The sequence below is a fragment of the Candidatus Poriferisodalis sp. genome, assembly GCF_965204125.1.
Taxonomy (GTDB): Bacteria; Actinomycetota; Acidimicrobiia; order Acidimicrobiales; family Poriferisodalaceae; genus Poriferisodalis.
Genome location: NZ_OZ241968.1, coordinates 2745003 through 2765066 on the forward strand (window position 1 = coordinate 2745003; position 20064 = coordinate 2765066).

Consider the following 20064-nt stretch of genomic DNA (forward strand, 5'->3'; position numbering starts at 1 on the left):
CAGTGGTTATGTACAGCCATTCACAGAGCCAACGACACTCATATACAGCAATCATGCGCAGCTGGCGTCCTCGCCAGAACGCCGGTGAGATGCGCCCGCCGAGGGGTGCCGCGCTCGGGCCGTCAACCATTCGCACACCGGACGTTGGGCTGCCATTGCCCTGACGATGCCAGCCACCGCACCCGACGGCCGGCAAGACGCGAAGGCGCCGAGGTCACGGGGCGAGGGCGGTGATGGGGATGACGGACACGCCGTCGGGGTGTTCGAATCCGTAGCCGCCGGCGGTGATGATCGCGAGGCGCGACGGTGTTCCGCTGCGGTCGGGGTCGACTCTGTCTTGCAGGCGGCGGAGTGATCGGACGCCTTCTTCGATGCCTTGCTCGCTGCCGAGCTTGACCTCAGCGGCGACCCAGCGGCCGTCGGGGTGCTTGACGATCACGTCGACTTCCAAGCCGTCGCTGTCGCGGTAGTGGGACAGGTCGAGGCTGTTGGCCTGTCCGTAGACGCGGAGGTCGCGCACGACCAACGACTCGAACAGCAGCCCGACGAAGCTTCGGTTTCGCATCACCGATTCGAGATTGGTTTCCAGGGCCGCCACAGCCAGCGAGGGGTCAGCGAAGTGGCGCTTCGGCGCGTTCCGCAACTGCGCCCTCGAGGTGAGATGGGGCTTCCAGGCTCGCAGATCCTCGATCACGAACAGGCGCTCCAGGGCCGCCATGTACGAAGACACGGTGCGGCGCTCTATGGCGCCCTGCTCGTCAGCGGTGTCATTGGCCAAGGTGGCGAAGCTCGCCTCGGTGGAGATGTTTCGCCCGAGCGAGGCGAGCAGCTTGCGGACTCCTGCGGGATTGCGGGCCACCCCGTCCACTCGGGAAACGTCGGTGCGGCTGATCTCGTCGAGGTAGCCGCGGGTGGCCCGCAGCGCCGTGGCCAGGTCGGCGTTCAGGAGCTGTGGCCAACCGCCTCGGCAGGCCGCTTCCATCACGTCGTCGAGGCTGAGACCGCGATCTGGGGCGGAGCACCGCCCGGGTTCGAACAAGCCGTCCAGCGAGATGCTGCCGTCAGACAGGCCGGACTCGAGCAGGCTCATGGGCCGCATCCTCACCCGAAGCACCCTTCCCGCCCCTGAGTGGCGGGTGATGTCGTCGGGGGGGTTGGCAGAGCCGGTCAGGATGAACTGGCCCGCCTCGCCCCGGTCGTCGCAGGCACGGCGCATCGGATTCCAGATTTCCGGTGCAAGCTGCCATTCGTCCAACAGTCGCGGTGTCGGGCCCTCCAGCACCGGGGCGGGGTCCAGGTTGGAGGCCAGCAGGGAACTGGCCCGAGCGTCAAGAAGCACCTCGCTTCGGGCGAATCGCTTGCCGGTCCACGTCTTTCCACAAGCCCGCGGCCCCTCGATCAGCACTGCGGGCGCTGCCGCCAGCGAAGCCTCCATTTCGGCATCCACCACCCGTGGCCGGTAGCCGGCCGGGGTCAGCTGCTGTGCCATCTGTGCCTCCAGTGACGGGCGACTAGTCAGCATTGTAGCGTTGACTGCCCATATATAGGCAGTTGATACGCCCATATATGGGCAGTTAGCGTGCCCAGATGGGGGAAGAGGGCGCTGTGTCTCTTCGCCCGTTGGGCGCTGTGTCAGCCCTTCGCCCTTGCGGGGGGCGTTAACCCTTTGCGCGGCCGGCGCTGTGCTAGCTCTTCGCCCTTTGGGCGAAGCCGAACAGCTTGCCGGCCACTTTGCGGATCTGGATCTCCTCTGATCCCTCGGTGATCCGGTACCGGCGGTGGTGCCGGTAGATGTGCTCGAAGGGCATGTGGCGGCCGTAGCCGTTGCCGCCGCAGCTCTGCATGGCCCGGTCGGCGGCGTCGCAGCAGAACCGGTTGCCCCGGTAGTTGCACATGGCCACCTTGTCGGTGATCTCCATGTGATCGACGCCCTCGTCCATCTCCCAGGCGGTCTTCCAGATGAGCGCCCGCACCATCTCGGCCTCGGTGTACAGCTCCGCCAGGGGGAACTGGATGGCCTGGTTCTGCGCCAGCGGCTTGCCGAACGTGGTGCGGTTCTTCACATAGTCGACCGCCACATCAATGCAGTGCAGGCCGGCGCCGACCGATGAGGCCGCTTGGCGAATGCGGTTCTCGTGCACGAAGAGCTGCGCTGTCTGCAGGCCCCGGCCCTCGGTGCCCAGGATGTCGTCGTTGCTCACCCGCACGTCGGTCAGCCGCACGTGGGCATGGTCGGTGGGCATGTTGAAGGTCCACATGAACTTCTCGACCGCGAAGCCCGGCGTGTCGACCGGCACGATGAAACAGGTGATGCCGTGCCCCTCGCCGGGGTTCCCCGAGGTGCGGGCGAAGATGTAGTCGTGGGTGGCGTGGTGGAGCCCGGTGTTCCAGTACTTCTCGCCGTTGATCACCCACTCGTCGCCGTCGCGTACGGCGGTGGTCTCCATCCAGGTGGCGTCGGAGCCGTGGAGCGGCTCGGTGAGGCCGAAGCCGATGCGGGCCTGGCCCTCCAGCATCTTGGGGATCCAGTACTCCTGCTGGGCCGGTGAGCCGTAGCGCTCCATCATCAGCACGGTCGGGAAGTTGCCGATGATCGAGTTCTCGTTCTGCAGGTCGTTGTGCAGGCCTAGGCCGCGGCGGGCGAGGTGCTCGCGGATGATGGCCATGCCCAGGTTGGTGCCGTTGCTGCCGCCGAAGCGCTCGGGCAGGTGCCAGCGCAGGAAGCCCGCCTTGTCGGCCTCCTTGCGCATCCGAACCAGCAGCGCTTCCCATTCCGCGTTGGGCAAGCCCTCGCGTTCCCAGTCGGTGCGCGAGTCCTCCCGCCGGTGGTCGAAGAAGCGGATGTTGTCGTCTTCGTTCTCGATGGGCTTGATGACGTCGTCGATGAACGTGTCTAGGTCGTCGAGCAGCTCGGCGATGTCGCCGGGGATGGTGAAGTCCATGCGCGGCAAGCTACCCGGCTGCCTGCGGCCCCCGCCGAGCCGCAGGAGCCGGTGTGCGAGGATGTGCCACGGAGGTCGGGGCGATGACGACTGCTGAGGCGATGTCGGTGCTGGTGTGGTCGGATTACCTGTGACCGTGGTGCCATCTGGCACGGGCCCGGGCGGTCCGCCTGGCTGAACGGCACAACCTCGACATCACTTGGCTGGCATACGAGATCCATCCCGAAGTGCCGCCCGAGGGCGTCGAGGTTCGCATGAGCTTCGAGAGGATCGCCGAGATGGCCGAGGCCGAAGGCATCACGTTCGTGGTGCCCAAGCGCCTGCGCAACAGCGCCAAGGCGCACCAGGCTGCGCTGGCGGTCGAGCACGCCGACCCCGCTGCCGCCGAGCGCTACCACGACCGGTTGTACGCCGCCTACTGGGAAGACGAGCTCGACGTCGCTGATCCTGAAGTGCTGGTCAGCCTGGCGGCAGACGTAGCCATCGACCCCGACGTGCTGCGGCGCGTCGTCGCCGACGACGAGCTGCTGCCGGCCTTGCGGGCATCGATGACCCGTGCGAACGAGTGGGGGATCAGCGCTACGCCGAGCTGGCTGTTCGACGGTCGCCTCGTGATCCCAGGCGCGCAGGACGACGACTTCATGGCGGACGTGATCACGCGGCTGCGCGAGCGGCCTGCACCGCCCACCGGCTGAGATCGCCTCGATAGTCCCCGTGTCCGGCGGTGCGCCGTACCGCCTTGGGTTGGTTGCCGATTCCAACCAAGTGACGTTGCGTTGACGATCAGCGCACCTGGCGTTTGCTGCTAGGCGCTTTGCCCGCCGCCGGCATCCCGCGGCGGCACCACAGGCAGGCCGTGCCCGATCCAGCATTCGATGCCGCCGTCGAGATCGGTGGCGTGCGCGAAGCCCAACTCCTGCAACTGGGCCGCAGCCAGGCTCGAGCTGTAGCCCTGGTTGCACACGATGACCAAATGGTCGTCGAGATCGGCCGCGGTCCCCTCCGAAGCGCCCGAGTCCGGGTCGAGGCGCCACTCCAGCACCAACTGCCCGATGTGCTCAGAGCCCTCGATGACGCCGGTTCTCTCCCTGTCATCTCGTGGCCGTATGTCGATGACACGCAGTTGCGGTTCACCGTCGCCGCTGCCGGCGCCCATCAGCTCGGCTAGCTCAGCAGGAGCGACACGCTCCAGTCCCGAGCGCGCCTCGTCCAGCAGTTGGTTGATCGTCTTGCGCTGAGGTTCAGGCACTGCTCAACGCTCCCCATGCCGTTCTGCCAGCGATCCTAAGACGCACTGCCGCGCCCCAAGGCGCGCCAGTCCGCAGTCGATGTGCAGCTGCCGATGATCAGGCCGGGTTGTCGATGAACTCCACCCAGTTGCCGTCGGGATCCTCCACCATGCCGACCACCACGCCGGGCCGCGCTTCGAGCCGTCGCCAGATGACGTTGGCCCCGGCGTCCTCGCAGGCGGTCATGACTTCCTCGAAATTGCCGACGTTGAAGGTGAAATAGCGCAGCCCGGTGGCGCCGGTGATGCCGCCTGTGGCCCCCGTCGGCACGTCAGCCACAGGCACCACAAGCTTGAGCAGGCTCTTGTCTGCCCACAGACGGTGCATCTGGGCGATGCCCACCTGCTCCATGTTGAGCGTCGCCTCGAACTCCAGCCCGAGCACGTCGCGGTAGAACGCGAGCATCTCGTCGCCGTTGCTGGTGACGATGCCGAGGTCGAAGCCTTCCTTGGTCGGTTGCAGTGCCACGTTGTCCCCTGTCTGTGTTTGTTCTGCGTTGTATGTTCCGCGCTCGATCCGCGCTTGATCAGGTTGGTGCGCCGGTGTGCTCAGTCGTAGCTGGCGCCCAGGCCGGCCCGGGCATCGGTCTGGATGCCGTACGGCGGGATCGGGTAACGCAGGCCGTTCCGCGCCAGCGCCTCCATGCCCTCGACGGCTACAACCAGGTCCTCGGGCGTCAGCGCAATCAGCAGCTCGTCTTCCATCACGCCGCCGTAGCGCCGCTCGGCGAAGCAGGGCAGCGACACGCTGGGCTCGCCGGTGCGCAGTGCCCGGCCCCACGAGTCGGCGCAGGCCGATTCGCCGACGCAGCCCCATTCCAGCTTCTTGTACTCCCGCCACTGCAGGCCGTTGATGAAGATGATCATCTGCGCCGGGGTGGCGTAGATCATGCAGACATCGGGCGGGTCCAGCCGCTTCGACGACAGCGGCGACACCACCATCGCCTCATAGGTGCCGTAGGGCACGAAGTCCATAGCGTGCTGGTGCGCAGAGGCGTCTTCGAGGGTCTCGTACCACACCCCGGCCATGCGGTCGCCCGACAGCCACTTGTCGTCCTGGGGGTGCAACCCGATCACGGCGCCGCACTGCGCCCCGACCAGGTCGTCCATGGTGATGCCGACGGTCCAATTCAGCCGGCACGCCATCCCCACGATCTGGTCGGTGGTGTGGATGGCCTTGGGGCGGCGCACCCGCGGCACTTCGTTCATCGCCTCGACCGTCTCGAAGAGCTTCATGCCGATCGGCGTCGTGCGGATGCGCAGTACGGCCTGCAGCCGCGCCAGCAGCTCGTCCCAGTCGATGGATGCCGTGCGCACGTGCGCTGCGGTTTCGTTCGTTGCGTCGGCGGTGTCGGTCTGAGCCACGGCTGCCCCCTCGTGTCCACGGCCACCGTGAAGTTCCCGGAGTTTCCGGCTGCCGTGTTCGAGAGGTCACGCTAGTTCGGCGACCACTAGCGTGAGCCGCCGAGCGAGCAGAGACCGGGTCAGCAGACCGGGTGATCGGAGACGGGGCAATGGCAGACGGACTGAGGGTCGAGCGGGACGGGCGCGTCGGGCTGGTGATCATGGATCGCCCGCCGCACAACTTCCTGAGCTACCGCCAGGTGCACGACATCGCCGACGCCATGGTCGAGCTGGAAGAGGACATGAGCATCGGCTGCGCCGTGCTGGCCGCCGAGGGCCGCTCGTTCTGTGCCGGTGCCGACCTGGGCGGTGAGGGCGTCGGCGGCGGTTCCGAAGAGAAGGTCGGCGGCAGCGCCACGCTGCAGCTCTACCAGGGGTCGGGCCGGCTCTTCGACGTGACTCTGCCCATCGTCGGGGCGATTCATGGCCCCGCCATCGGCGGCGGCCTGGGCCTGGCGATGGTGCCTGACATCCGCATCACCTGCCCCGAGGCTCGCTTCTGCGCCAACTTCGCTTCGCTGGGCATCCACCAGGGCTTCGGCATGAGCGTGACGATGCCCCTGCTGCTCGGGCCTGAGCGCGCCGCCAAGGTGCTGCTGGGTGCCCAGCGCTACAAGGGCGACGAAGCGGTGGACCTGGGCTTGGCGGACGAGTGCGTGCCCGCCGATCAGGTGCGTGACCGCGCCATCGAGGTGGCACGTGAGATCGCGACCAATGCCCCGCTGGCGGTGCGGGCCATCAAGGCCACGCTGCGGCTCGGTCTCGGCGACAAGGTGCGCGAGGTCACCCAGCGCGAGGCGGCCGAGCAGCTGCGACTGTCGGGCACCGAAGACGCCCGCGAGGGCATGAAGGCCGTCAGCGAACGCCGCCCCGGCAATTTCGTCGGCCGCTAGGCCGAGCAACAAGCCCTGGGTCGGTAAACCGAGCAATAGGCCCTGGGCCGCTAGGCCGAGCAACTGGTCCCGGGCCGTTAGGCCGAGCGGCCCGCTACAGGTCGATCCCGGTGAGGTAGGTGAGCGTGGCGAGGTCGTGGACTTCGAGCCGGCCGCGCCGGCTTGCATCGAACCCCCAGCCCTTGAAGCTCAGCGTCCACAGCTCGTCGCCGATCACGATGCTGCGCACGATCCGCCGCGGCTCGTGATTCCACCAGCAGACCGAGACCGACTCGTCGCCCCGCAGCAGACCCAGTTTCGCGGCCTCGTCTTCGAAGTAGGGATCGTCGTAGCAGTCGAAGCCGGTCATGCCGGCCTCTCCGGGCTCGCAGGCCAGCACCTCGCTGCCGGTCTCGACGATCAGGAACTCGAGTTCGGTGGAGAACTCGGTGCGCTCGGCCGACGGAAGGTCGTCGACGGTGAGCTTGCGGCAATCCGTAATGCCGGGCTGCTCGTCAGCCTCAGCGTGCGACACACGGCCGAACTCCTCGATGGACCGGTCCTCGACACGCAGCACGACCGCCCCGGAGAAGTCCTGCCACACCGTTACCGGCACCACAGCGAGCCGTTCGGGGGCCCACCACAGGAACGCCCGGTGGTCCCAGCCCACGTCGTGCCACCCGTCGGGTGCAGCCCACACCGACACCTCGCGGGGATCGGCGAGGTTGCTGACGTCGAATAGCGACGCCTTCGCGCCGGTGATGCGCCCGTCAAGATCCGCATCCGAGCCCACGCCGAGCACGAGATCGTCGCTGATGGGATGCAGGTAGCTGGAGAACCCGGGGATCTTCAGCTCGCCGATCACGCGTGGGTCGGCCGGAACCGACAGGTCGATGGTGTAGAAGGGGTCGATCTGGCGGAACGTGACCACGTAGCCGATGTCGCCGGCGAAGCGCACCGACTGGACGTTCTCGCCCCGGCCGATGTCGCCCACGCTGCCGATCTCGGCCAGTTCGTCGCCCTGCTGTTCGAGCACCCGCACATGGGATTCCGACTCCTCGTCCCACAGGTCGCCCACGGTGGTGACCACCCGCAGGTAACCCTCATGCTCGGACAGCGAGAACTGGTTGTGGATCGCTCCTGGCACCTCGCCCGACGCCTCGTAGCTGGCGTTGCCGTCGCCGGAGATGTCGAACCGGTGCAGGGCGGTGCGGCGCTCTTCCCATGCGCGCCGCCAGCCGTCCTCGTCGTCGGCGAATTGCTCGGGGTCGAGCCAGCGGGTCGTTGCGACGTACAGGGAGCCGACCGACGCGTACACGGTGTCGCCGGGGGCGGTGACGGCCGTCGACGACGATGGGTCGAGGCTGCCGCCGACCGGCACGCTCATCACGGTGGTGACGCCGAAGCCGGAGAACACTGACGGCGCATGCACCTCGTCGCAGCCGGTGAGCTGCTGGCCCCCGCCGGTGCCGCGGCTGCCGGTGGCGTAGCGGGGCAGCCAGTCGTCGAGCGTCGAGTTCAGCACTGCCTCGCGGTTCACCCGCTCGGCGGCATCCTCGCCTTGGGTGTTCTGCGGGTATACGAACGGGAAGTTGTAGTGGGGGTCGTAGCGCATGATGACGCGCGCGAAGCCCCCGACGCTGCGGGCGCTCAGGTAGTCGCCCTGCACCCGCATGGTGTCGACGATCGACAGCCGGCCGTCGTTCAGCTCGATGCGCTGCAGCACGGTCAGCGGTGTGTTGGCATCCTCGTCGTAGGAGCGCACGATCAACAGCAGACTGTCCCCGTCAATGAACAGCTCCGGCGACCAGCCCTCAGCCACCGTGATCGTGTCGATGATTTGGCGCCCGGCGACATCCACGACGACGAGCTCGCCGCCCGACAGCGTGAAGATGCGGCGGCCGTCGGTCTTGACGAAATCGGCCTCGTCGACACCTCGCTCTTGCACGTTGGTGCCAGAGAAGTCGACGCCCTCCACCGGTGCAGCAGCCGCACCGGTGACGCTGTCGTCCGAGTCCGCCATGTCCTCGTCCATCATCTCTTCCTCCGCGTGGCCGAACCAGCCGCCGCCGAAGCCCCACGGGCCCACCCGCGCTGCGTACTCGGTACGCAGGTGCTCCAGCAGAGCGCCGCAATCGTCGAAGCGCACCAACGCAGCCGTGAGGACGATGTCGTCCTCGCCGAGCACGACCTGCGGCAGGGCGGGATCGCCGACGGGATCATCGGGACTGCTGCCGGGATCGTCAGGGCTGCTGGTAGGAGCAGACGTCCCAGTGCACGCGGCGGCAAGCAGTGCCGCGCAGAATATGACGAAGGATGTCCGCTGCAAGAGCCGCATATCGTGTGTCCCCGGTTGCCGCGCCAGCCGAGCCAGCCCGCTGGGTCATCATGGTGTCATGCAGACCTTGCGAATCGCGGTCACCGGCATTCGAGGGCTGATCGGCGGTGCACTCGCCGCGAGTCTGCGCGCGGACGGTCACGAGGTGGTCGGCATCTCGCGACGGCCCGGCTCGGTTGATGCTTCGAGCGCCGCCGACGGGGCTGGCCAATCGACGGTCGCGTGGGACGTGGCCGAGGGGACTATCGACGCATCTGCGCTCGAGGGGCTTGATGCCATCGTCCACTTGGCGGGGGAGAGCATCGGAGGGCGGTGGACCGCTGCGCGCAAGGCAGCGATCATGTCGAGCCGCATCGATTCCACCCGCCTGCTTGGCGGGGTCATCGGTGAGCTCGAGGCCAAGCCATCGGTGTTCGTGTGCGGCTCGGCGATCGGCTTCTATGGCAACCGGGGCGACGAGGAGCTGACGGAGCGGTCGCTGCCGGGCGACGGCTTCTTGGCCGACGTGTGCATGCGCTGGGAGCGTGCTGCGGTGCCGATCTCCGATGCCGGGGTGCGATTGGTGCGCATCCGCACCGGTCTCGTCCTGGGTCCCGGCGCAGACGCCATCGAGCGGATGGCGAGGATCACGCGGCTCGGTGCCGGCGGTCCCTTGGGAACCGGCCGTCAATGGTGGAGCTGGATCAGCCTGGACGACGAGGTGCGAGCCATCCGTCATCTCATCGGCAGCGACGCCACCGGTGCGTTCAACCTGACAGCCCCCAACCCGGTGCGCCAGCGCGACTTCCAGCGTGCGCTGAGCGCAGCGCTAGGACGCCCATCGTTCATGCCGGCGCCGAAGTTCGCGATCCGTGCAGCGCTCGGCGAGATGGGCCAAGCACTGCTGCTCGACTCAACTCGGGTGGTTCCCGATGCCCTCACCGAGGACGGCTTCGAGTTCAGCCACCCCGACCTCGCTACCGCGCTCGCTGCCGCCATCTGACAGATCGCCTTGCCGGCCTCGCGTGGCGTTCGGGCTTCTAGCGTGAGCGCCATGGTGCAGGGCGATGGATCCGGAAGTGGCCAGGAGGCCGGCGCGCTGGGCGTGACGGTCCGGCGTGACCGGTGGGGCATCGCCCATGTCGAGGCGCCGTCGGCTGCGGCTGCGTTCGCAGCGCAGGGCTGGGTGGCGGCCGACGACCGGATCTGGCAGATGGAGTGGGACCGGCGCCGGGCGCTGGGGCGCTGGGCTGAGGTGGTCGGGATGGCCGGTGCCCGAGAGGATGCCTTCTTCCGCCGGCTCGGCCTGGCCGCGATTTCCCAGGCCGATTACGCGGCGCTCAACGGGCGTACGCAGGCGATGTGCGAGGCCTATGCGCGGGGCGTGAACCGCTGGCTCGCCGGACGCGAGGACACGCTGCCGGCCGAATTCGAGTATCACTCGGCGCCGCCCGAGCCCTGGGAGCCGTGGCACTGCGTGGCCGTGTACAAGCTGCGCCACATCTTCATGGGCACGCTTACCCGCAAGCTGTGGCGGGGGCGGATCATGGCCCAAGCCGGTCCTGACGCCGTGATGGCCACGGTCGGCGACATCGAAGCCGATGCGGCGATAGTGCCGGGAACGGGTCCCCGACCCGAACTGCTTGCCGACGCGGCGAACGTGCTCGATTCGAGCGGGGCCGACATGGCGGCGCTGGCAGCGGCGATGGACTCCGACGGGGCGTCCAACTCGTGGGCGCTCAGCGGAGAGCGCACTGCCAGCGGCAAGCCGCTGCTGGCGGGCGATCCGCACCGCGGCATCGAGTTCCCGAACGTGTACCACCAGTGCCACCTGCGCTGCGACGAGTTCGACGCGATCGGCATGGGCTTCCCCGGCGTGCCCGGCTTCCCGCACTTCGGCCACAACGCCGAGGTGGCCTGGGGCATCACGCACGGCATGTGCGACGACACCGACGTGTTCGTGGAGCGCTTCGAGCCTGGCTCGACACTGGGTGAGCCGTGGCGTACCGAGGAGCTCGACATCCGGGGCGAGGGCACGGTCGAGGTGTTGTGCGGCTCCACGCCGAGAGGACCAGTGGTGTTGGGCGATCCCGCCGACGGTGTCGCGCTGTCGATGCAGTGGACCGGCATGTTCGGCCCAGACACGACGCTGGATGCCCTCTGGCCGATGCTTGTCGCGGGATCGACGGCCGAGCTGGTCGAGGCGGTCAGGCCGTGGGTGCTGCCGGTCAACAATCTGCTGGCGGCCGACCGGGCCGGGTCGATCACATTCAAGATCCGGGGACGCGTGGTCGAACGCCGGCCGGCGAGCCGCTGGACGCCGGTGCCGGGTACCGATGAGTTCGCATGGGACGGCCTCGAGCCAGTTCCCTTCGAGGACCTGCCGGAATGGACCGACCCTGAACGCGGCTTCCTCGTCACGGCCAACAACCGCACCGCCGACGGCGGCCCGTACATCTCGCTGGACTTCGCCGGCCCCAGCCGCCACGACCGCATCTGCGAGCTGCTGGCGCCGATGACGGGTGCCACGGTGGACGACATGAGCGCCGTCCACGGCGACGTGACCTCGCTCGTGGCAGCCAATGTGCTGGGCCTGATCACCGAATACGCGGTCGAGTGCGGTCACGAGCTCTCGCACACGCTGCTCGACATGCTTGCCGACTGGGACCAGCGCATGACCGCCGATTCGGCGCCGGCAACGATCTACGCGGTCATCAAGCGGCGGCTCATCGAGGCGATCATCGAACGCCTCGGCATCGCCGGGGCTCAGCTGGGCGCCGCGGGGTGGCCGCCTGCGGCGGAGGCCAGCCGGATGGCGGCGGGCGCCGCCACGCGCATGCTCTGTGAACGCAACCTCGATGTGGTTCCGGGGCTCGACAACCCCATCGGCCGGCGCATGGCCGCCAGCGCCTGTGTCGACGAGACCGCCGCCGAGTTGACCCAGCGGCTCGGCGCCGATCCGCAGGAGTGGACATGGGGGAAGGTGCATCGGATGGCCTCGCCGCACCCGCTCGCATCAACGCTCGCCGCGGCGCGCGACCTGCACCCGCCGGTCGACGGCTGCGCCGGCGACGGCGACACGGTCCGACAGGGCGGCACCGCGCCCGAGACAGGCGAGCGGGCCATCCACGGCTCGGTTGCCCGGTACGCATTCGACCTCGGCGACTGGGACAACTCCGGTTGGGTGGTCCCCCATGGCGTGTCGGGTGTGCGCAACAGCGGCCACGATCTCGACCAACGCCAGGCCTGGCTCGACTGCGAGCTCATACCGATGGCGTACAGCCCGCAATCAGTGGCCTCAGTCACCACCCATGAGCACGAGATCTAGCCAGGCGCTGCCGCTGCACCGCAGCTGCTTCGACCTGACCGCAACGAGGTCATCGTGAGCGTAGACCCAGCCGCCACGCGAATCCTCCGTCGGCACCAGCTGTCGCCCGAAGCTGCCGCATACCGGGCCCGGCGCAGGCCGTCGGTGCCGATCCAGATTCCGGACCTGACGGACTTGGCGGCGGTCGCTCGCTGGCGGGCTGCGACCAATGCACTGTGGGGCGAGGACGACGATCCTGCGGTGCCTCACCGGCAGGAGATGGTTGGCGGCGTGGGGTGTCTAGTGGCTGGCCCGCCACCCGACGCCGGATCGCCGACCGTGGTCTACGTGCACGGAGGCGGCTACGTGCTGGGCAGCGCTGCGGTGGCGATCCCGATCACCGCCCGCTTGGCCCGGACCCTGCGTGTGGTCTCGGTGGACTATCGCCGACCGCCCGAGCATCCGTTCCCGGCAGCGCTGGACGACGTTTTGGCCGTGTGTCTCGCGCTCGCCGCTGAGGGCACGCCTGTGGCGCTCGCCGGCGATTCATCCGGTGGAGCGCTCGCGCTGAGCGCTGCGGTGATGGCTGTGGCTGAGGGCGTGGCGCCTGTCGCCGCAGTGCTGTTTAGCCCGGTGCTGGACCATGTTTCTGTGCCCGGTCGTCCATCCCCGGGTGATGACGAGCGCCGCCTCATCGACTGCTACACGGGCGACACCGACCCTGCCGACCCTCGCCTGTCGCCGCTACGCGCTGAGCTCAGCGGATTGTGCCCCGTGCTCGTCAATGCAGCTGCCGACGAGCCGCTGGCGGCCCAAGCCGTTGAACTGCAACGCCGGGCGGCGGCCGCCGGCGTCGACGTCACGCTCGACCTCTGGGAGCACATGTGGCACACGTGGCACTACCACGACCTGCCCGAGGCCGACCTGGCGCTCGCCGAAGCCGCTGCCTTTCTAGCAGCGCCTCTCAGCTCGTCAGGTGGGACGTAACGGCGGCGACGACGGCTGCTGACTGCTCGTAAGGGAGCATGTGTCCGGCACCATCGACCAGCTCGACGGTCGCGTCGGGCAGGGCTGCCTGCCATGCGTCGGCATATGCGGGTGGGATCAGCCGGTCCTGTTGGCCCCACACCAGCAGCGTTGGCACTGTCACCCGGTATGCCCGCTCGGAGAAGCGCCGGTTGGGGATCGGGAACAGGATCTTGCCGGCCATGCCCTGCTGGCGAGCCCGCGCCACCATGAAGCGCGTCAGCGTGGCGTTGTCGGAGAAGTCGGCACCGCCGGTCAGCACTTCCTCGCCGACGTTGGGATCGGCGAAGAGCACCTCGGCGAGCTGGTAGGGGAGCATCGCGAAGATGTCGGGAATCGGGTGGTCGCCCAGCCACATCCCCGCAGGGCACAGCAAGGCCATCCGAGCCACCGACTGGGGCGCCAGCGCCGCCATCTCCGCAGCGATCATGCCGCCCATCGAGTGGCCCATCAGGTGCAGCTCGCCAGCGCCGTCGTCCCGCAGCAGGCCCATCTCGGTGGCAACGTCCCAGCCGTGCAACGCGAAGTCCTGCATGTCTGACAGACGGTCCTCGTCGGTGTGCTCGCTCCAGGCGGGCCACACCGGTGCCACCACCCGCAGCCCGGCAGCGACCAGTCCGTCGAGCACAGGCTCGCCAGGCAGCCAGCCGCCTGCGCCGTGCAGCGCCATGACCGTCGCAGCGCCGGCCGAAGCGCCGCCCGCGGGCTCGTAGACGCGCACTGGCGCCGTCACGCCCCGCCGCGTCGTGATGACTACCTCTTCGAAGACCGGCGCCGGCGCCGTCTCGGTGGCGCTCATGCCACCGGACCCTTGGGCGCCTCGGGGTAGCGGCGGGCGTCGGCCATGGTGTCCTCGGGACGCACCCGGTCATCCATCGGCTTGCACCACCAGTCCTCCGCGTCGGCGAACTCGTCGCCCCAGATGCCGCGCAGGCCGGGCATCACCTTCTCTGCGAAGAGCTGGCTCGAATAGCGGGTCTTCCAGTCGGGCATGTTGCCCATGTGCAGCAGGCAGAACACCGTGCCCACCCGCAGCCGCTTGATCATGTCTTCCATGCGCTCGCGCACGGTGTCGGGCGAGCCTGCGATGACGTAGCCGCCTTCCACCAGGTCCTTCCAGGTCAGCCGCTTGAACAGCGCCTGGTTCTCCTTGCGGAACTGGTCGAGCTTGCCCGCCTGGATGGTCTTGACCGTCCGGTAGCCGGGCGGGTCGGCGAAGCCGGGGAACACATGCAGGCAGCGGTTGAAGAAATACAGCATGTGCTCGCTGTAGAGCTCCTCGGCCTCGGCGTCGGTGGCCGCAGTGCAGATGATCTGCGCGAACCCTGCGCGCCCCGGCGTCATGGACTTGTCAAGCTCGCCGACACGGTTCCAGTACCCGTCCATCAGCGTCTGGCCTGCGAGGTACCCGTTGAAGCTGAGGTAGGAGTAGTTGTAGTCATTCTCCAAGCAGAAGTCCCACGTCTCGATCGACCCGCCGCCGGGGATGTAGATCGGCGGGTGCGGCTGCTGGATCGGCTTGGGCCAGCAGTTCACGTAGCGCAGCTGGGTGTACTTGCCGTCGAATGCGAACACGTCGGGGTTGGTCCACGCCTCCATGATCAAGTCGTGGGCCTCGTAGTACTTCTCACGGGTCAGCGCGGGGATCTGCCCGTAGGTGAAGTTGGTGTCCATCGGCGTGCCCACCGGGAAGCCCGCCACCAGCCGCCCGCCGCTCAGGCAGTCGAGCATGGCGAACTCCTCGGCCACTCGGTGCGGCGGGTTGTACAGGGCGATCGAGTTGCCGATCACGCAGATCGCCGCCTGTGAGGTCCGCCGGGCCAGGCCCGCAGCGATGATGTTGGGGCTCGGCATGATGCCGTAGCCGTTCTGGTGATGCTCGTTGACACCGATGCCGTCGAAGCCGAGCTCGTCAGCGAACTCGAGCTGGTCCATGTACTCGTGGTAGACGCCGTTGGCGCGCTCGGGGTCGAATAGCGAGCCGTCGATGTCCACCCAGACCGACCGGTGCTCGGTCTTGAAGTCGTCGGGCAGATCGGGCCACGGCATCAGGTTGAACCAGCAGAACTTGACGGTCATGTGGGGACTCCTTCAGGGCTTGGGCTCAGGCGAAGCAATGGTCGCGGCTACCGCCGGGTGACTTGGACGGGGAGGTGGGTGTAGCCGTGAATGAACGACGAGAGCGAGCGCTCGGGCTCGGCTTGGACTTCGATGCGCTCGAAGCGCGGCAGGATCTCCTCCCACAGCACCCTTAGCTGCAGCTCGGCCAGCCGGCTGCCGAGGCAGTAGTGAAAGCCGTAGCCGAACGAGAGATGACTGGCGGCGTTGTGACGCTCGATGTCGAGGTCGTCGGCATTGTCGCCGAAGACGTCCTCGTCTCGATTGGCCGACACGTACCACATCAGGACCTGATCGTCCTTGCGGATCTGCTTGCCCCCGACCTCGCAGTCCTTCGTGGCAGTCCGCCGCATGTACGACAGCGGTGTCTGCCAGCGGATGATCTCCGGCACGAAGCCGGCGATGAGATCGGGATTCGCCATGAGCTTGTCGTACTGATCGGGGTACTTGTTGAGCGCATACACGCTGCCCGACATGGTGTTGCGTGTGGTGTCGTTGCCGCCCACGATCAGCAGGATCAGATTGCCGAGGTGGGCTGCGGCGGGAAGGTGGCTGGTGGCATCGCCGTGGACCAGCATCGAGATCATGTCGTTGCCGGGGTTGGTCCGCCGCTCTTCCCAGAGCCGCTCGAAGTACGGGAGGCAGTCGGAGAACTCCTCACGCCGCTGGGCGCTTGTCTCGACGATCCCGTCCGGACCGGGGATAGTGGTGACCAGGTCGGACCAGCGGGTGAGCTTGCGGCGGTCTTCTAGCGGGAAGTCGAACAGGGTCGCCAGCATCAGCGTGGTCAGCTCGACCGACACGGTGTCGACCCAGTCGAACGTCTCGCCCTCCGGCAGGGAGTCGAGCACCTTGGCCGCGCGCTCCCGGATGAGCGACTCGAGGTCTCGCAGGTTGGTCGGGGCCATCATCGGCTGGACAGTGCGACGCTGGGGGCGGTGCTCGGGCGCGTCCATGGTGATGAACGAGTCCAGCGGTGTCGTCGGCGGCAAGTCGGTGTCTGGGGGCGGTCCGACTGTGATGCCGTGAGCCGAGCAGAACGTCTCGTCGTCGCTCTCCACCTCGCGCACGTCGGCCCATTTCGTGACCGACCAATAGCGTCCTGCCGAACCCAGCTCGTTGAAGTGGACAGGATCTTCCCGGCGCAGGCGTGCGAAGTGGTCGTGCCAGCGATCCTCGCGAAACAGATGAGGGTTCAGCGGGTTGATCTCGTCGATGGCGAGATCGGCAGCGTGTGGGACGCCCGCGCCGAAGTGCGCTTGCTCACGATCGGGATTCACCGCGCCGCCGGCCCGCCATTCCTCCCGTTCAGCCTCGGTTGCAACCGCCATGTCGGCTCCCTCGCCACTCTGTGCTCTGCGCAGGGCTGTGTCCCGGCCGCGTGACGCCGACCGGCCCGCCAACTTTACGGCGACGGCTCGCGAGGCAGGCCGAGCACCCGCTCGCCGATGATGTTGCGCTGGATCTCGCTGGTGCCCCCGGCGATGCGCATGCCCGGCGCGTACAGGAATGCCTCAGTCTCGTCTGAAGCCAGCATCGCATCGGCGCCGCGCAGGCTGGCACCGATGGCGACCTCGTCGTAGCCGAGTTCGCTGTTGGCCAGCTTGGCCACTGGCGCCATGCGCGGATCAGCGCCGTGCAGCTCCATCAGCGCCGCCAGGGCGTTGCCCCGGGAGTGCAGCTCAGCGAGCGACTGCCGACCCAACGGTCCCGCATCGCCTGCGGCTTCGATCATCTTGGCGAGGCGTTTGCGGAGGCTGATGACCCCTGACAAGCCGGCACCGCCGCGCTCGTCTTCCAGCACCGCCATCGCGACGCCCCAGCCGCCGCCGCGCTCGCCCAGCAGCGCGTCCGCGGGCATGGCGACGTCGTCGAAGAAGACCTCGCAGAACTCGCTGTCGCCGGTCATCTGCTTGATCGGACGCACTTCGATGCCGGGCAGCGTCATGTCGAGCAGGAAGAAGCTGATGCCGCGGTGCTTGGGGGCATCGGGTTCGGTGCGGGCCATCAAGATGCCGTACTCGGCGAACTGCGCGTTCGACGACCACACCTTCTGGCCGTTCAGCACGTAGTGACTGCCGTCGGGCACCGCAGCCGAGGTGAGTCCGCCCAAGTCCGAGCCGTTGCCCGGCTCGCTGAACAGCTGGCACCACAGCACCTCGCCCGTCAGGATCGGACGCAGGAACTGCTCACGCTGGCGCTCGGTGCCGGTGCGCATGATGGCCTCGCCCGCCAGCACGATCCCCTGCAGGTTCAGGTAGGGGGCAACGCTTGCGCGTTCGCATTCCTCCATCCACACGCCGGTGTGCGCCCGGGAGAGCCCGCGACCACCGTGCTCCGTCGGCCAATGCAGCCCGGCCCAGCCGTGGTCGTAGCAGTATCGCTGCCAGACACGCGCCTGATCATGCAGCGCGGGCACCAAGATCGCTCCATACGCGGGGCACGCCACGCCGGTTTCGACGGCGTCGCGCAGGAATGCAGCCGTCGTCTCGCGGAACGTCTCAAGATCGACGGCCGTCGATGGACCGGCGGATGTGTCAGTTGCCGCGTTCATGACGTTCACCGTAGCCGTGGCTGTGCAGCTGCGACCAAGATCGCTGGCTCGCCATCCGGGGTGCAAGCGCAGTCGTAACATCGCCATATGGGCGATCTCGACCACACCGATCCGGCGCTGACCAACCAGACCATCGAGCTGCTGCAGCAGATGATCCGCAATGCCTGCGTCAACGACGGGACCGTTGAATCGGGCGAGGAGGTTCGCAACAGCGACCTGCTGGAGACGTACTTGGAAGGCCCAGGCGTCGACATGCAGAGCTTCGAGTCGGAGCCTGGACGCCGATCACTGGTGGCCCGCATCTCGGGAACCGATCCGTCGGCGCCCAAGCTGTGCCTGATGGGCCACACCGACGTGGTGCCGGTGAACGCCGACGGCTGGAGCCGCGATCCGTTCGGCGGCGAGCTGGTGGACGGCGAGGTGTGGGGGCGCGGGGCGGTCGACATGCTCAACCTGACCTCGTCGATGGCGGTGGCGTTCCGTCACATCGTGCAAAGCGGTTACCGGCCGAAAGGCGACGTCATCTACTTCGGCGTCGCAGATGAGGAAGCTGGCGGCACCTACGGCGCCAAGTGGATGGCTGAGCACCACTGGGACGCCATCGAGTGCGACTACGTGCTCACCGAGTTCGGCGGGATGCCCAACCACACGCCCCAGGGCACCAAGATCACGCTGGCTGCGGGCGAGAAGGGGATCGGCTGGCGCCGGCTCACCGTGCGCGGCACACCCGGCCACGGCTCGATGCCGTTCGGCACCGACAACGCCCTCATCAAGGCGGCCGAAATCGTGCGCCGCATCGCCGAGTACCGGCCGGCACCTCAGCTCACCGAGATGTGGCAGCACCACGTCTCGACGCTGAGGGTCGACGACGAGACACGCGAGGCGCTGCTCGACCCGGGTCGGGTCTATGACGCCGTCGCGGGCATCGACTCGCCGGGTCTGGCGCGCCACCTGCATGCGTGCAGCCACACCACGTTCAGCCCGAATGTCGTAGGCGGCGGCAACAAGACCAACATCATCCCCGACAAGGTCGAGATCGAGGTTGACATCCGCACTGCCCCGGGCGATCCCGTCGCCGTGAATGAGCACCTGCAGGCAGCGCTCGGCGAGCTGTTCAACGAGGTGGAGATCGAGCACCTTCACGACGATCCCGCCAGCTTCTCGCCCACGAACACGCCGATGTGGCAGCTGCTGAGCGAGCTGATGGCCAAGGCTCACCCCGGTGCGCCGGTGATCCCCCAGTTGATCGTCGGTGCCACCGACGCCCGCTTCTTCCGCCTGAAAGGCACCGTGGCCTACGGCGCGGGGCTGTTCAGCAACCGGGTGAACTCCAACGATTTCATGCTGCGGTTCCACGGCAACGACGAGCGCGTCGATGTGGACTCGCTGGCGCTCACCACGCAGCTGTGGATCGACGTGGTTAAGAACCTGGGCGACACAGTCGCCAGTTGAGCCGGTTAGCCGGTGCAGGCCACCCGGGGCTCGATGTGCGGGAGGCGCCCGGCTCGCAGTGAGATCACCGCACCTGCTTCGTCGACCTCCCATACCACGCGCTTGTCAATGTCGGGGTCATCGACCGGCACATACTGGATTGCGGAGAGCCCGGGCCCGTCTTCGATCCTGTCGCCGAATGCCTCGATGATCTCGCTGCGGGTGGAGCCGATGCCGTAGCCCGAGATCGTCGTGATCGGACCGGATTCGATGTCGACGCGCACGATCTCGGCGTTGACGGCCAGGAACCGGACGCCTTCAGGACCGTTCTGGACCGTGTAGTAGCGGCAGGCGTCCGAGCCGCCGGGAACGGCGATCATCAGCGAGCCAGCGGCGGTCCGGGCGTCCTCGAGCGAGTGCCCGATTTGCACGGGCCCCAAACCGGCGGTCGACAGCTTCGATTCGGCGGTCACGTTGGGACCGGCCTCGTCTTCGGCCATGGCATCGCCGGCTGCAGTCGTCGTCGGCGCGGCTGTCACGACCGTGGTGGGCTCGTCGTCGGCGTCCGACATCATCGCGTCGTCAGCGGCGGTGGTTGTGGACGCGTCGGTGTCGTCGTCGCTCAGCAGGCCGCAGGCGCTGACCAGCATCGCAGCGGCCAGCGCTGCTGCAAGCACACGCCAGCGTGGGGTGTTGTCTTGCGGTTCAGCGTCTTGGCGGGAGTCGAGGTGGTGCACGGCAGTCGCCCTTCCAGTCACAGCCCTCTGGGGAGTCGGCATCCATTCGAGAGTACCGAAGCCAGCAG

At 67.8% G+C, this 20064-nt stretch carries 17 protein-coding genes; 6 read left to right on the top strand and 11 right to left on the bottom strand.

The features are described from left to right. Positions 1-214: 214 nt before the first annotated feature. Both ACOGXD_RS12690 and ACOGXD_RS12695 read right to left on the bottom strand, forming a co-directional pair. Positions 215-1489: an ATP-binding protein gene (locus tag ACOGXD_RS12690; RefSeq protein ID WP_419915398.1), complete on the bottom strand. Its 1275-nt coding sequence runs from the start codon at positions 1487-1489 to the stop codon at positions 215-217. Positions 1490-1685: 196 nt separating this feature from the next. Then, positions 1686-2942 carry an acyl-CoA dehydrogenase family protein gene (locus ACOGXD_RS12695; RefSeq protein WP_419915399.1) on the bottom strand — a complete coding sequence of 419 codons (1257 nt, stop codon included), beginning with the start codon at positions 2940-2942 and terminating at the stop codon, positions 1686-1688. A gap of 194 nt (positions 2943-3136) precedes the next feature. Here ACOGXD_RS12695 and ACOGXD_RS12700 point away from each other — a divergent pair, with 194 nt between their 5' ends. Continuing rightward, the gene (locus tag ACOGXD_RS12700) at positions 3137-3637 is read left to right on the top strand and encodes a DsbA family oxidoreductase (RefSeq protein WP_419917405.1); all 501 of its coding nucleotides are present in this window, start codon (positions 3137-3139) and stop codon (positions 3635-3637) included. Between the two features lie 110 nt (positions 3638-3747). On the opposite strand, the gene ACOGXD_RS12705 is transcribed toward ACOGXD_RS12700, so the two are convergent. The 3 genes from ACOGXD_RS12705 to ACOGXD_RS12715 all read right to left on the bottom strand — a co-directional run bounded on the left by ACOGXD_RS12705 (position 3748) and on the right by ACOGXD_RS12715 (position 5547). Next, positions 3748-4191, bottom strand: coding sequence for a rhodanese-like domain-containing protein (locus tag ACOGXD_RS12705; RefSeq protein ID WP_419915400.1), 444 nt, complete (start codon positions 4189-4191; stop codon positions 3748-3750). Between the two features lie 97 nt (positions 4192-4288). After that, a complete protein-coding gene (locus ACOGXD_RS12710) occupies positions 4289-4699 on the bottom strand; it encodes a VOC family protein (protein ID WP_419915401.1) in 411 nt (136 codons plus the stop codon). 80 nt (positions 4700-4779) lie between these two features. Beyond that, the gene (locus ACOGXD_RS12715) at positions 4780-5547 is read right to left on the bottom strand and encodes a DUF169 domain-containing protein (protein WP_419907707.1); all 768 of its coding nucleotides are present in this window, start codon (positions 5545-5547) and stop codon (positions 4780-4782) included. 197 nt (positions 5548-5744) lie between these two features. Between ACOGXD_RS12715 and ACOGXD_RS12720 the strand changes: the two genes are divergently transcribed. Continuing rightward, on the top strand, positions 5745-6527 hold the full coding sequence (locus tag ACOGXD_RS12720) for an enoyl-CoA hydratase/isomerase family protein (RefSeq protein ID WP_419915402.1): 783 nt from the start codon (positions 5745-5747) through the stop codon (positions 6525-6527). A 94-nt stretch (positions 6528-6621) separates the two neighbouring features. Here ACOGXD_RS12720 and ACOGXD_RS12725 read toward each other — a convergent pair whose 3' ends face one another. After that, entirely contained in the window at positions 6622-8844 is a 2223-nt protein-coding gene (locus ACOGXD_RS12725) for a beta-propeller domain-containing protein (protein WP_419915403.1), read from the bottom strand. A gap of 58 nt (positions 8845-8902) precedes the next feature. On the opposite strand from ACOGXD_RS12725, the gene ACOGXD_RS12730 reads away from it, so the two are divergent. The 3 genes from ACOGXD_RS12730 to ACOGXD_RS12740 are packed head-to-tail and all read left to right on the top strand — an operon-like array spanning position 8903 to position 13117. After that, positions 8903-9826, top strand: coding sequence for a TIGR01777 family oxidoreductase (locus tag ACOGXD_RS12730; protein ID WP_419915404.1), 924 nt, complete (start codon positions 8903-8905; stop codon positions 9824-9826). 51 nt (positions 9827-9877) lie between these two features. Continuing rightward, positions 9878-12151, top strand: a complete 2274-nt coding sequence (locus tag ACOGXD_RS12735) for a penicillin acylase family protein (RefSeq protein WP_419915405.1) — start codon at positions 9878-9880, stop codon at positions 12149-12151. A gap of 54 nt (positions 12152-12205) precedes the next feature. After that, positions 12206-13117 (top strand): alpha/beta hydrolase, encoded by a 912-nt coding sequence (locus ACOGXD_RS12740; protein ID WP_419915406.1) that lies wholly within the window; start codon positions 12206-12208, stop codon positions 13115-13117. Here ACOGXD_RS12740 and ACOGXD_RS12745 read toward each other — a convergent pair. The 4 genes from ACOGXD_RS12745 to ACOGXD_RS12760 all read right to left on the bottom strand — a co-directional run bounded on the left by ACOGXD_RS12745 (position 13095) and on the right by ACOGXD_RS12760 (position 17828). Next, complete coding sequence (locus ACOGXD_RS12745) at positions 13095-13955, bottom strand: alpha/beta fold hydrolase (protein ID WP_419915407.1); 861 nt, start codon at positions 13953-13955, stop codon at positions 13095-13097. The two genes, ACOGXD_RS12740 and ACOGXD_RS12745, sit on opposite strands and share 23 nt — an antisense overlap. After that, complete coding sequence (locus ACOGXD_RS12750) at positions 13952-15235, bottom strand: LLM class flavin-dependent oxidoreductase (RefSeq protein ID WP_419915408.1); 1284 nt, start codon at positions 15233-15235, stop codon at positions 13952-13954. The genes ACOGXD_RS12745 and ACOGXD_RS12750 overlap by 4 nt, the downstream gene beginning before the upstream one ends. 47 nt (positions 15236-15282) lie before the next feature. Continuing rightward, complete coding sequence (locus ACOGXD_RS12755) at positions 15283-16605, bottom strand: cytochrome P450 (RefSeq protein WP_419915409.1); 1323 nt, start codon at positions 16603-16605, stop codon at positions 15283-15285. A 74-nt stretch (positions 16606-16679) separates the two neighbouring features. Further along, positions 16680-17828, bottom strand: coding sequence for an acyl-CoA dehydrogenase family protein (locus ACOGXD_RS12760; protein ID WP_419915410.1), 1149 nt, complete (start codon positions 17826-17828; stop codon positions 16680-16682). Between the two features lie 87 nt (positions 17829-17915). Here ACOGXD_RS12760 and ACOGXD_RS12765 point away from each other — a divergent pair, with 87 nt between their 5' ends. After that, a complete protein-coding gene (locus ACOGXD_RS12765; RefSeq protein ID WP_419915411.1) occupies positions 17916-19280 on the top strand; it encodes a M20/M25/M40 family metallo-hydrolase in 1365 nt (454 codons plus the stop codon). A gap of 5 nt (positions 19281-19285) precedes the next feature. Here ACOGXD_RS12765 and ACOGXD_RS12770 read toward each other — a convergent pair whose 3' ends face one another. After that, positions 19286-19996, bottom strand: coding sequence for a hypothetical protein (locus tag ACOGXD_RS12770; protein ID WP_419915412.1), 711 nt, complete (start codon positions 19994-19996; stop codon positions 19286-19288). Positions 19997-20064: the final 68 nt, after the last annotated feature.